At 51.3% G+C, this 13292-nt stretch carries 8 protein-coding genes, 1 pseudogene and 1 riboswitch; of the genes and pseudogenes, 1 reads left to right on the top strand and 8 read right to left on the bottom strand.

Annotated elements, in window-relative coordinates; all coding sequences use genetic code 11:
• Positions 1–4: 4 nt before the first annotated feature.
• The 4 genes from DXA93_RS03085 to DXA93_RS03075 form a co-directional block, all read right to left on the bottom strand.
• Positions 5–1066: a FecCD family ABC transporter permease gene (locus DXA93_RS03085; RefSeq protein ID WP_226906339.1), complete on the bottom strand. Its 1062-nt coding sequence runs from the start codon at positions 1064–1066 to the stop codon at positions 5–7.
• A gap of 11 nt (positions 1067–1077) precedes the next feature.
• On the bottom strand, positions 1078–1671 hold the full coding sequence (locus tag DXA93_RS18235; RefSeq protein ID WP_243109138.1) for an ABC transporter substrate-binding protein: 594 nt from the start codon (positions 1669–1671) through the stop codon (positions 1078–1080).
• A 5-nt stretch (positions 1672–1676) separates the two neighbouring features.
• Entirely contained in the window at positions 1677–2441 is a 765-nt protein-coding gene (locus DXA93_RS18230; RefSeq protein WP_243109137.1) for an ABC transporter substrate-binding protein, read from the bottom strand.
• 79 nt (positions 2442–2520) lie between these two features.
• On the bottom strand, positions 2521–6309 hold the full coding sequence (locus tag DXA93_RS03075; protein ID WP_119207711.1) for a hypothetical protein: 3789 nt from the start codon (positions 6307–6309) through the stop codon (positions 2521–2523).
• Between the two features lie 279 nt (positions 6310–6588).
• Positions 6589–6791, bottom strand: a riboswitch (cobalamin riboswitch).
• Between the two features lie 119 nt (positions 6792–6910).
• On the opposite strand from DXA93_RS03075, the gene DXA93_RS03065 reads away from it, so the two are divergent.
• A complete protein-coding gene (locus DXA93_RS03065) occupies positions 6911–8677 on the top strand; it encodes a DUF885 domain-containing protein (RefSeq protein WP_158583256.1) in 1767 nt (588 codons plus the stop codon).
• A 90-nt stretch (positions 8678–8767) separates the two neighbouring features.
• On the opposite strand, the gene DXA93_RS03060 is transcribed toward DXA93_RS03065, so the two are convergent.
• The 4 genes and pseudogenes from DXA93_RS03060 to DXA93_RS03045 form a co-directional block, all read right to left on the bottom strand.
• Complete coding sequence (locus DXA93_RS03060; RefSeq protein ID WP_119199201.1) at positions 8768–10114, bottom strand: polysaccharide deacetylase; 1347 nt, start codon at positions 10112–10114, stop codon at positions 8768–8770.
• Between the two features lie 304 nt (positions 10115–10418).
• Positions 10419–11188 (bottom strand): annotated as a pseudogene (locus DXA93_RS20455) (TrmH family RNA methyltransferase).
• Positions 11189–11199: 11 nt separating this feature from the next.
• Positions 11200–11856, bottom strand: a complete 657-nt coding sequence (locus tag DXA93_RS03050) for a potassium channel family protein (RefSeq protein ID WP_119207709.1) — start codon at positions 11854–11856, stop codon at positions 11200–11202.
• 47 nt (positions 11857–11903) lie between these two features.
• On the bottom strand, positions 11904–13289 hold the full coding sequence (locus tag DXA93_RS03045) for a TrkH family potassium uptake protein (RefSeq protein ID WP_055220206.1): 1386 nt from the start codon (positions 13287–13289) through the stop codon (positions 11904–11906).
• Positions 13290–13292 lie beyond the last annotated feature (3 nt).

The following is a 13292-nucleotide window of genomic DNA, read 5'->3' as shown; positions in this document are numbered from 1 at the left end:
TCTCTTACCCCCTTTTCCGGCGCAGCATCATGAAAATAACGACCGGCGCACCAAAGATCGATGTGACCGTACTGATGGACAGCTCCAGCGGTGCAAACGCCATACGCGCGATCAGGTCGCACATCATACAGAAGACGGCTCCGCCGAGGAACGTTCCCGGGATTACGACGAGCGGACGCGATGTGCCGAGGCTCTGTTTAACGAGGAACGGGACGGCAATGCCGACAAACGAAATCGGACCGGCAAATGCGGTGACGCATGCGGAGAGAATACTCGAAAGCAGAATCAGCGCGATGCGGAATACTTTGATGTTGACACCCATGCTCTGCGCATACGCCTCACCGAGCTGGTATGCACCGATCGGTTTTGCCATCAGGAACGTGATGACAAAGGTGATGCCGATCACAGCCGCAGAGATCGCTACGTTGCTCCAGCTCATGCCGGAGAAGCTTCCCTGTGACCAGCCGTGGAGGTTGACGATATCGGAATCCTCCGCGAAAGTGACAACAAAATCCGTGACCGCCGAGCAGATGTAACCGATCATAATACCGCCGACGAGAAGTCCTGCCATATTTTTGATCCGTCGGGACATCAGCAGAATGAAGCCGACGGAGAGAAGGGATCCTAAGAATGCTGCAACAATCATCGTGTAAGATGTGATATTGCGCGCCCACTCCAGATAAAAGATCATGGTCAGCGCCACGACCATTTTGGCTCCCGAGGAAATTCCAAGAACAAACGGACCGGCAATCGGGTTTTCAAAGAAAGTCTGTAAAAGGAAGCCCGACAGGGACAGAGCACCGCCCAGGATTGCCGCCATCAGAATACGCGGAAGGCGGATTTTCCAGATAATATTGTACTCTTTCCCCTCTCCGGTCCGCCGCAGCAGAATCCGGAAAATTTCCGGAATCGAAATATTTACGTTTCCGGAATTGATATTCAACACGGTGATGGCGGCGAACGCCAGAATCAGCACCAGGAACACAGCGGCATACCGCGAACGGCGCCGGAAGTTTTCCATATGGAAACTGTTCTCTTTTCCTGTCATATTTTTTTTCTCTGACATACGTTCCTCCATCAGGATAATTTTCTTAAGAATACCATCTGATCCGGATCGCCGCCCGTTACCAGAAGGTTAATGTCGTTGGTAAACTGTGCAATTTTATCGGTTGCCTGATACATCGATTTCTCGGTTGTCCAGACATTGCCCTCTTTGACTGCTTTGTAATCGGCAAACATAGAATCCTTTGCCAGCAGGTCGTCCAGGGTTTTGACGGTGGAATCGATGCTTGCGTTGTAGATCAGGTAGTCCGCATCTTCGGCCGTATCGTAGAACTGCTCCATCGTGATCGGCACGGATGTTTTTCCGCTGTCGTCCTGGAGATCACGGAAGGCGTTGCGCGCACCGCCAAGCTCGATCATGTTGGAAATATAGTCCTCCGGGTTCCGCACAACGGCAGCTCCGCTCGTATTAATATAGAAGAAAGCGACCGTTTTTTCGGTATTCTGGAAATCCTTCAGATTTTCCACAACACTTGCCTGACTTGCAAAGAAGTCGGCTGCCTCCTCCTCTTTGTCCAGCATGGCACCGTAGAGTTTGATCCATTCGGTTCTGCCAAGAGGCTGGGATTCGTAGCTGGAACGGTCGATGAAGACCGGAATATCGAGCATCTCGATCATCTCCTGTACCTCGGGGAATGGAGGATCATCGTGGATTCAATGGCCAGATCACAGTTCTCACTGACCAGAAGTTCGTAATCCGGCTCACTGTATTTTCCGGCGAAGATCATCGTTCCGGCATTCATCGCGTCAACGGCATCCTGTACGTACCAGTTGTCTGCGGTTTCACCGGAGAGACGAATCGTATCGAGGGAGTCGATGGCATCGAACAACGCCATCGGAGAGGTTGCTGCCATGTAGATGCGTTCCAGCGGCTGATGGATTACAATTACGTCGGAATCGAGGTCATCCGGCGCCTCTTTTCCGTCCGGGACGAGCAGATACTGCGCGCCGTCTTTGACATCGATCAGTTTATAGCCGTCTGTGCAGTAGTATACGTTAAAGCACTCGGCGTAATTCAGGACCATCTTGCTCTCGATGGTGATTCCGGTGATGTCCGGTGCGTCGCTGACATCGTCTGTCGTTGCGAAACCATCGGCGGATGCGGTATCACTCCCGGAGGTGCTGCTCGCAGCAGTGGCTTCGGAGGTGCTTTCACTTTCAGCCGTACTTTCCGAGACGGATGTGCTCTCCGTCTGGCTTTCGGAAACGTCTGCTGCGGATGCTGTGGATGTGCTGCTCTCAGAAACTGCTGAAATTCCCGACGCGGACGATGTGCTGCTTCCCGTTGATGCGGTGCTGCCGCAGGCCGTCAGTGACATCGCTGCTGCAAGAAAAAATGCAGCCCATTTTTTCAGCTTTCTTTCGTTTTTTCCTGTCATTTGATATTCCTTTCTTAAAGAAAAAGCCGCTGCCATACGGCAGCAGCCCTTTCTCATTTTTTGCTGCAAATTATTGTACTTATTTATTCTCTTCTGCCTTTACCATCTGCTGGAACAGCTCGTTTGCCTGATCCTCGCATCCGAAGATCACGCCGTAGACTTTCAGCCACTCTGCTTTCGCAAGATCGGTCTTCTCGTCTGCGGAACGGTCAACCAGCATCGGAATGGTCAGGGTTGCCAGACGCTCTGCGGTGTCGGACAGACGCTCATTTTCCTCTTTCAGAAGTTCTTCCGGAGTCTTGCCTTCGTCGGCTTTCTCATCCGTTGTCTTATCGTCTTTATCGTCCTTCTGATCCTCAGCTTTGGTATCTGCGGTCTCGTCGGCTGCATCAGCATCTTCCTCATCTTTTGCATTTCCCGGAAGGAACTCAGACGGAAGAATTGCAAAGTCGATTTCGTCTTTTACCAGAGCTTTGTAGTCCAGATCATCGAATGCTCCATCGAAGGAGATTTTTTTGTCTTCCATTGCTTTTGCAATGTTTTCGATCTGGCAGTCTTTCTGCTCCATGCCGACTGCTTTGATGCTCTCTGCTGCGTCTAACTGCTCATCGAGAAGTTTCAGGGCATCCTCAGATGCTACGTATGTTTTCTCAACCGGAAGCTGGATCACGATCATATCTTTGTCCAGTCCTGCCGGAATCTCAACATCTTTCGGAACGATCAGATATTTGACAACATTGCCTTCGTACAGCTCTTTTGTCTTTTCGGTCAGATCTTTCGCTTTCTCAGTGCTGGTCTTTTTGGAATCGGATGCTGCTGCCGCTTCTTCCTCGTCGGTTGCTGCTGCGGTATCCTCTGCTGCTGCGGTATCGGTATCTTCTGCTTTCTTGTCGTCCTCGGTCTGTTTCTCCGGATCACGCTCGGTATCTTTTGTCATATCGATCTCCAGCAGGGTGATGCCTTCGTCGTAATGATACATCTTGAAGTACTCTGCGTAAGCAAGTTTTGTCTCTGCTTTGTATTCCAGTCCCATGATCTCTGGAGCGGTGGTATCCAGCTTGGAGTTATCGGTGCTGATCGTGGAGGTTGTTCCGTCTGCTTTTACAAATCCTGTGCTGGAAGAAGTGCTGCCGCCCTTCTTTGCTGCTGCCAGGGAGATGAAGATGTTGTAGGAAATCTCATGGGCAACGGACATTCTGGTGGTCATACCGATGATGGTATTGTTCTTGTTCAGCTCAACCGGAATGGTGAAGATGCTGCTTCCGCCGCTGACATTTGCCATGTATTTATTTCCGTTTGCTTTTACATATCCGTAGTACGGACTGCTGAATGCGATCGTTGCATAAGCCTGTCCGTTCGTTACAGTAATCTTGCTGCAGGAGATGGTTACCTTTCCGGATCCGCCGGAGAAGGAGAATCCGTCTGGTGTGTAAACGCCGTCTGCCAGTGTGGTTGCACTGTCTACTTTGGATGTGCCACCGCTTAAGTCAGACTCATATTTGGATTCCTGCTCCGGTTTGGTATCGGCCGGTTTCTGGGTCGGTGCCGGAGTCGGGGTGCTGGTGGGTTTTACAACCGGTGTCTCAGATGGAGATACGGTTGGGGTATTGGTCGGAACGAGGGTTGGTTTCGGAGTATCGCCCTTGTTGTCATCCGACGGAAGGTCTCCGGTCTTTTTCAGGCTGGAAGATGCAATCGTGATGGCTCTGTCGTACCATTTGCCGCTCTTTACTGCATGAGCTGCTACAGCAAATTCCTGATCAAGTGCCTCTACCGGGATTTCAAACTGCATTCCGGTTTTGGTTTCACCGTCTAAGGTGTAGTCCACTTTTCCGGTGGAAGCGATCCATGCGCCGCTCTCTGCTGCCGCATCTTTTCCGGTTCCCATATACAGATAATCATAGCCGCTTCCGCTTAAGGTGATAACTGCTGTCATTTTTCCGTTTTTCGCGGTCAGTTTTACGCCGACTACCTTGAACATTGCTGCATTAGTTGTTGCCTCTGCACTGTAAATACCATCTGCTACTTTATTGGTCTCATCTGCCGGAAGATCTGCGGTCTTTTTCAGACTGGAAGATGCAATAGTAATGGTTCTTGCATACCATTTATCCCGTTTTGCAGAATGGGAAGAAACAACAAGTGCCTGATCGAGTGCTGCTACCGGAATATCATACTGCATTCCTGTTTTCGTCTCGCCGTCTGCTGTTGTGTAATCAACGGTGCCGACGCCTGCAATCCATGCACTCTTGTCTGTGGCAGCTGCCTCTTCCGGTGTTCCCATGTACAGATAATCGTAGGCAACACCACTTAACGTGATGCGTGCTTTCATGTCGCCGTCTTTTACGGTCAGCTCTACGCCGACTACTTTGAACATAGCTGCGCCGGTCTCCGCGGTTCCGCTGTAGATACCGTTTTCTACTTTCGCCGGTTCCGGAGTTGGAGTTGCGGTTGGAACCGGAGTCTCACTCGGAGTCGGGGTTGCAGTCGGGACCGGAGTCTCGGTCGGCTCCGGTATCGGAGTTACTTCCGGTGTTTTGCTTCCCGGAACTGCAAGATAAAGCTGCTGTTTGGTGTACCAGGTTCCGTCTTTCTTTCCAAGAACGATCGGAACGGTTGTGCCGGCTTTGTCCGCATCTACTTCAAATGTAAAGGAATAACCGCCGTTTGCTTCCTGCATTCCCTGGATAGCCGGTGTTTTTGCAAGGTCATCGTTCTTTCCAAGATACAGTTTATCAAATGATACGTTGTTTGTTTTCAGTGTAAGAACGAGTTTATCGCCCTTGTTGATCATTGTTGCCTCGGAGATGACGAACATTTTGAATACGCTGCCGTCCTCTTTGGTAACCGGTGCTTCTACACTGGCTGGCTTATTCGAGGAATCCTCACCTGGATTTTCGCTTGGAGTCTCGGTTGGTTCCGGTGTTACCGTCGGGATTGCATCGGTGCTGTGGATCGTAACGGTTTTATCAGCCCATGTTTTTTTCTTGGCTGAGCGAACGGCAACATCCATCTGTTTGTCAAGCTCTTCCACCGGAATTTCAAAACGATATCCGGTCTTTTCTGCACCAGTCTTCGTATCCGTATAGGTTTCGCTTCCTGTCGGAGCAATCCAGCTCTTTTCATCTGCTGCGGCAGCTTCTGCTGCTGTTCCCGTATACAGGTAATCATAGCCGGTTCCACTCAGCAGAATGGATGCTTTCAGTTTTCCATCTTTTACGATGAGTCTGGAAGAAATCACACGGAACATGCTTCCGGTTGCTTCTGCAGAAGTCTCATACTCACCATCTGCCGGTTTTGCTGCTTCCGCTGCTTTTGTTTCTTTCTCCTCGGCTGTATTGGATGCCTCATTTTTGGTTGTTTCTTTTACTTCCGTTTTCGGCTGTTCTGCCGCCGGACTGGTATTCTCTTTTACAACATCTTTGGTTTCTTCTTTTGCCGGTGTTTCTTTTTCAGCATCTTGGGAAGTCTCATCTGCTGCTTCCGGCTCTTTTTCTGTGGTATCGGCAGTCTCTTCACCGTCTTTTGCAGTGTCCTCTGCAGTATCTTCCGAAGCATCCTCATCTGCGGATGGTGTCTCGGTCTCGTCAGATCCTGCCGGTGTCTGATCCTCTGCAGGCGCGGCCGGTGTTTCCGTCGGCTCTTCTGCCGGAGTCTCTGCAGTGCTTTCACTGCTCTCGGTTTCTGCCGGTGTTGTTTCCGGTTCTGCCGTCTCTGCTGTTTCTTCGCTCTGCGGCGCTTCCTCTGCGGCTGCGCTGCTTTCTGTCTGTGCTGCTTTTTCCTGCGTATCTGCTAATACGCTGGCAGTCGGGCTCATGATCATGGACGCCGACAGCAGCAGTGCCAGAAATTTGCTTGAATTTCCTTTCATAACTTCTCCTTTTCTTCGGATCTCCTTCGCGCATCTGCTCCGGATTCCGTCTGACTTTTTCAGGCAGCTGGGCGGTGCCTGTCCCCGTCAATGATGTCTCCCTGCAAGTAATCTTGTTTTTGAGGACACATTTTTTCTGCGAAAAGACAAACAGACATCTGCTTTTTCTGCAAAAGAGTTTCTCCACCGGAGCTCTTTTTCGGACGCATGGCGACAAAAAAGCAGATGTCCGATTTTACTTCGTACATCTTTCCATGAATATATGCTTTCATCGGAAGCGATTCACTAACCTTTCCAGCAGGTTCCTGACTCGCAGATCTTCACGGCAGCCGCGCCTTCTCATGCGTTTCGCACAATGGCATTTCTGCAGCTAACACTCCCTGCTTACAGTGACCGGATCGCTCAGGATTTCCACCTGATTCTCTTTTACCTTCGCGGATTCTTTTTCAAATCCGTTCTGCACTGAAAAGTCCCTTATTTCATTCGTTACTGATTATAGCAAAGCCGTTTTGGAAAGTCAAATGAAAGGCCACGGAAAAAGCGCATAAAATCAGCATTTTTTACATACTTTATGATAACTGTCCGCACCGGAGCCTATTCTATGAAACCAGCTTCTCTGCACCGCCGCATCCTGTTCCCTCTGCTTCTGTGCGGCGGACTTCTTTTCGCCCTGCTGTTCTGGTATTTTTCCCCGTTCTTTTCCCCTGGTGAGAACCGCCGGTTTTCCGCGTATGTGGAGGAACGGTTCCACTCCGAGGTAACCTCTTCTGCCATCACGCTCCACTATACCCTCGCTGATCCGGCTTCCCGCGGAATTGCCCCCGGCACCGCCTCGTTCGGCACGGTTTCCATCCCTGACCGCACCTCGTATGATGCCCTGCTGCAGAGTGTGGAAACAACGCTCACATCCTTTCATCGCAACCGCCTCTCCGCGGAAAATCAGATCACGCTCGATCTTCTGCTCTACGAGCTGGACTGCGAGAAAATGCCGGGCAGCACCAGCCTTCTTGCGGAACCGCTCGGTCCGTCGCTTGGGATTCAGGCACAGCTTCCCATTCTGCTCGCGGAGTACCCGTTCCGCACACAGCAGGATATCGCCGACTACCTCCATCTTCTGCAGGATCTCCCGCGCTATTTCTCCGACCTCATCGCACTCGAGCAGGAAAAATCCCGGCAGGGCGTGTTTCAGAATGACCTTGCGGTCGATGGCATTATCCGCCAGTGCAGTGCTTTTCTCGCCGACGCGGATACACCGGAAAGCCATCTGCTCCACACCGTTTTTCAGAATAAACTGCAGGCGTCTTCACTGTTTTCTGAGGCGGAAAGGAATCTCTGTCTGCAGACGCATGAAAAACTCCTTACCTCCTGTGTTTTTCCCGCCTACCGCTCTCTTTCCGATGCGCTTTCTTCACTCCGCGGCAAGGGAACGCAGAACGCCGGCGGTCTTTCCCGGCAGGAAGGCGGACTTTCCTACTATGCGTATCTTCTCCGCAGCCGCGTCGGTGTTGACGCTTCACCGGAGGAGCTGACCCGCCTTTTAACACAGCAGCTTGCGGACCAGTGTGCCGAAATGCAGATCATTCTCGATCAGAATCCGTCGCTCTCCCTCTCAGAGCAGGCGCTCGTGCTGCCGTTCTCCACGCCGGAGGAAATGCTTGCCGATCTGCAGAATGCCGTTTCTGAAGATTTTCCCGTTCTTTCGGGTATCGCATACGAAGTAAAGACCGTGGATGACTCTCTCAAGGATTTTTTAAGCCCCGCCTTTTATCTCACACCGCCCGCCGATGTCAATTCACCCAACTCCATTTACCTGAATCCCGCGGATGAGATGACCGGCATCGAGCTGTATTCCACACTTGCCCACGAGGGCTTTCCCGGCCATCTGTACCAGACCGTCTCGTTCTCGCGCTCCGACCCGCTTCTGATCCGCCGTCTCTACGCGCCGTCGGGTTATGTGGAAGGATGGGCAACTTACGTTGAATCATATGCCTGCCGCTACGCCGCACGTAATCTCGATGCAAACACGCAGGCGCTCTGCCGTCTCTGGTATCTGAACCGCTCGGTGCATCTTACCCTCTGCTCGCTGCTGGATCTCGGAATCCACAGCCAGGGATGGCTCCTCTCGGATGCGTCAGCCTTTCTGGCGCAGTTCGGAATCACGGATGCGTCGGCCGCTGCCTCTTTATATCAGTATATTCTCGAGACACCGGCGAACTATCTGAAATACTGTGTCGGATCACTCTCGTTTTCACAGCTCCTCTCGGAAGTGCAGGAACAGGAAGGTGACTCATTCTCATTGATCGGTTTCCATGAAAAACTGCTCCGTCTCGGGCCTCTGCCGTTTCCGCTCGTAGAAAAATATCTGTAAACGGTTCGCCCTGCTGAAAAAAAGATCCCACAAACTTTCTTCTATAAATAATAGAAAGTTCTGTGAGATCTTTTTCATTTTCAAAATTCTTTAACCTAAATTGTAAAGAGATGGATCTGTCGGCCGCTGCGGATCAATAACAGAGGCAGAATCAAACAGATCGCTTGTTCTGTCCTCGCCGCCTCCGTAGAGGTTCTGGTACAGACGGTATCCATCCAGGTTTCTTCGTCCCATACGCAGGTAATTGTCTCTTACCTGAACGAAATACTGGGAGGAATCTACGTTGCAGTAGATGTTGAAGCCCTGACTCTTTAAGTAAGCAAACTTCTCATTGTCCATCGTGTAATCGTGCCAGTCGGAAAGATCCTGTCCATGTGCAAAGATGATGATATCGCTTCCGCCGATGAGCGGTGCAACATACGTCAGCCATTTCTCGGTATCCGCCTGGATCGTCTCGATCGGTTTGTCGCCGACACGGATATGGCCCCAGGTATGGCTTGCGAATGTCCAGCCGTCTGCTTTGATCGCATCGGCTACTTTTTTCGCCTCCTCGCACTCTTTATCCCAGTCGAAATCCGGGTGTGCATCAAGCCATGCTACCTGATCATCCGTCAGATCTTCTCTCGTCTTGTAATCACCGTCGGTGCGGTATCCGAGGATTCCATCGTAGCCGGTCAGTGCTACGGTTCCGCGCGCATTGTGGTATACGGCATCCGGATGCGCTTCGATAAACTGATCCATCAGCGGGATGCAGTCGTAAGCACCGGTCACAACAGTTCCGTCATCCTGAATGTATTCGCAGGTCGGTTTTCCGTCGTCGCCGACTACCATCTTGCTGGCAATGCCGCGTCCGTCGTAAGAGTGGTAATAGGAAAGGTCATCCAGAGAAAGAACGAATGCTTTCTTGCCCTCCGGCAGGTAAATGTCCCCTTCCTCGTAATGAACGGTTCCGTCATCATCTACGGTCTTTTTCACGAGATCGTTGATCGAAACCATGACATATCCTCTGTCGTACATCTGCTGGGTGATCGCGTTGAACTCATCCACGGTGGTCATCCACTGGCAGAAGCCTGCGGTCTGTGCGTTGTCCTGATAGAACGCTTTCTGCGGATCGACTACAAGAGAATGATAGAAAATGTGGGTTACTTCGTTGACGTTGACGCGCACACAGGCATCTCTCGTGCTGGTGTACTCTGCTACTTTTGTGATGATATCCGCGTCGGTCGCTGCGCCCTCTACGCTCTGGAGCTTTTCAATGGCTCCATCGTAATCGTATGTCTGCGCAAGTGCATCGGCTTCCGCCATAATCTGTGCTTTCGTTGTCGGCGCTTCAGCACTTCCCGTGCTGTCCGACGATACGGAACCGTCCACCTCTGCTGTTTTCTGATCCTCTTTTTCCTGTGCTTTCTGCTGGATTTTTTCTGTTCCTCCGGCCAAAGCCAGATTCCAATGCCGAAGATGACAAGCAGAACACATAGAATTCCTGTTTTGATCATCAGCGCACGCTTCCGCTTTCTTCTTCGGAGCTCCTTTTTACTGATGTTTTTTTTCTCACTCATTTTTCCTTCCTCCCAAAACAGCTTTTGCTTTTCTGGCAAATATTACAATTTTACCGGACTGACAGAAATTCAGCCCGGACTCTGTTTTTTCTATTTTAGCTCAAAATACCGGTTCTGTCGAGTAGTTTTCCGGCAGGTTAAGAGAAATGTAAGAAAACCGGTAACGCAATCGAAGGTATCTTTTATGCACGCTGGCCATGTGCCTCATACATCAGAACGGCGGATGCAATCGCTGCATTTAACGACTCCACTTTTCCTTCCATCGGAATACGGATCAAGCACTCGGCAGCCTCTGCCATTGCGTCGGTCAGGCCGTTTCCCTCATTTCCGATCAGGAATGCCGTTCCTTTTGTGTAATCCTCCTCGCGGTAGGAATGCACGCCGTGCAGATGTGCCGCGTACGTACAGATCTTCCGCGCTTTTAAACCTTTTACAAATCCGACCGCATCGTCAACGATCAGAAACGGCATACGGTAGATCGAGCCCATCGTCGAACGGATCGTTTTCGGATTGAAGATATCCGCGGTACCGCGGCTCATGATGATGCCGGTGACTCCTGCGCCCTCTGCAGTGCGGATGATTGTTCCGACATTTCCAGGGTCCTGCAGATCCTCAAGTACCATCAGAAGCGGTGTCTTTCCGTTGTCCATCACCTCCTCTTCGGTGTAATGCGGCATGCGGATCACACTAAAACACCCTGCGGCGTCTTCGTGTCGCACATGGACTGGAACACGCGGTCGTCCACTACTTCGTATTCTGTCCCGTCGGACGGCATTTCATGCATTTTGCTGCCGCTCTCAGACACATATACTTTTTTCAGCCATTCCCGCGGCGCTTCCTGGAACATTTTCCAGCCCTCCGCCACGAAAACGTCCTGCTCCCGGCGTTCTTTTGCTTTTTTGTTCAGCGCAATAATGTTTTTTACCTGTGCATTGCTGCTGCTTGTAATCATGAATGGTCCCCTCATTTCCTGTTTTTCATCAATTTGGCAAGTTCTTTGTTTTCGCCGATCAGAATCAGCACTTCCTCTGCGCGGAGCAGCGTCTTCGGATTGACCGTGACACGGATGTCTTCCCCGTCCTTGACGGCGATTACGTTGATACTGTATTTCTTCCGCAGATCCAGCTCCTCGAGGTTATGCCCCGTCCACTCTTCCGGCACGGGAAGCTCTACCATGGAGAACGAATCCGACAGCATGAAGAAGTCCTGGAAGCCACCGGAAATCAGGCTTTTTCCGAGGCGGATGCCCGTCTCACTCTCCGCCATCACGACGCGGTCCGCGCCGACTTTTTTCAAAATATTGGCATGCATCTGGCTCATGCCCTTTGCGATGACGAGCGGCACGCCCGCCTCTTTTGCCTGCAGGGTGGCGAGGATGCTCGACTCCATATTTTCAGAGATGCCGACGATCACGACATCCATGTTGCTGATGCCAAGCGATGCAAAAACACGGCTGTCGGTGATGTCCGCGCGCGCCGCATATGTGACGAGATCGGCGATCTCCTGTACCAGCTCCGGGTCTTTATCGACCGCGAGCACTTCTTTTCCTGCCTGCGCAAGTGTCGTTGCTACAGAAAAACCAAACTTTCCAAGTCCAATGACTGCATACTGTTTACTCATTTCTTTTCCTCGTTTTCTGAAATCTGTCCTGTTTTTTATTTTCCCAACTATCCAATCAGAATCCGCTGCTCCGGTCTCTGAATATCGACATCTTTTCTTCCTGTTCTGCGGCGCAGTGCGACAGCCAGCGTCACCGGCCCGATTCTTCCCATAAACATAACCAGAATAACAATCACCTTTCCCATAAAAGGAAGCGTCGGCGTCAGGGAACGGGTGAGGCCCACCGTTGCAACCGCAGAAATAATTTCATACGTACAATCCAGCAGCGGGCTTCCGGTTACGGAAATCAGCAGCACGGTGGCAGTAAAGACTGTCGTCAGTACAAAAAAGAAAATGACGACAGCGGTACGGATATTTTCTTCCATCACTTTCCGCCCCCAGGCCACCGTATCTGAGTCTCCGCGAATATAGGAGGCAACCAGCACAACCAGAATGGCAACCGTTGTCGTCTTAACACCACCTGCCGTTCCCATCGGGGAGCCACCGATGAACATGAGAACCATACTTACCATTGCAGAGCTGTCCGAGAAATCAGCCTGCGGGATCGTCTCAAAACCTGCCGTTCTTGTCGTCACGGACTGAAAAAAAGCCGCCATGACCTTCTGCGCCGGTTTCAGGCTGCCAAGTGATGGCGCGTGATTCCAGTCCAGTGCAAGAATCAGCAGTGCTCCACCGAACACCAGAATCATGGTTGTCGTTAAAACCAGTTTCGTATGAAGCGTGAATCCTCGCACAAAATTTTTACGGGGCCGTTTTCCCTTCACAAGCTCCTGCACCCGCTCCATAACTTCCCACCAGACGGGAAAACCAAGACCGCTCAAAAGAATCAGTCCCATCGTCGTAAAGTTTATCAGCGGGTTCGTTACAAACGGAGCAAAAGAGGCTTCGCCAACGAGATCGATTCCCGCATTACAGAAAGCGGAAACGGCGTGAAAAATACTGTAGCCGATTCCCTTCCAGAAGCCATACTCCGGCACAAACCAGAAGCTATACAGAACCGCCCCCGCAATCTCTACGGTTGCTGTTCCAATCAGAAGCCGGCGCACGATGCCCACACTGCCCTTTAAAACCGGCAGATTATAGGTATCCTGAATTAATTTACGGCTCTGCAGACTGATTTTCCGGCGCAGGATCAGAAACACCATCGTCAGGCACGCCATGATGCCAAGACCTCCGAACTGAATCAACCCGAGGATCACAATTTTTCCAAAGGTACTCCATGTCGTCGCCGTCGGAACGGTGACAAGGCCCGTCACGCAGACAGATGTCGTTGCGGTAAACAGGGCGTCGAGCCAGTAAACGCTTTTTCCGTCCGCCGCAGAAACCGGCAGGCACAGAAGAATCGTTCCCAGCAGGATTACCGCCGCAAATCCCAGCATCATAATCCGCTCCGTCGGGGTATGCCATTTATTTTTGCTTTCTTTTTCGGCCATTGC

This window comes from Blautia sp. OF09-25XD, from assembly GCF_003482095.1.
GTDB lineage: Bacteria > Bacillota > Clostridia > Lachnospirales > Lachnospiraceae > Fusicatenibacter > Fusicatenibacter saccharivorans.
The sequence above is the reverse complement of the archived record's forward strand: the minus strand, read 5'-3'. Positions and strand labels throughout refer to the sequence as shown.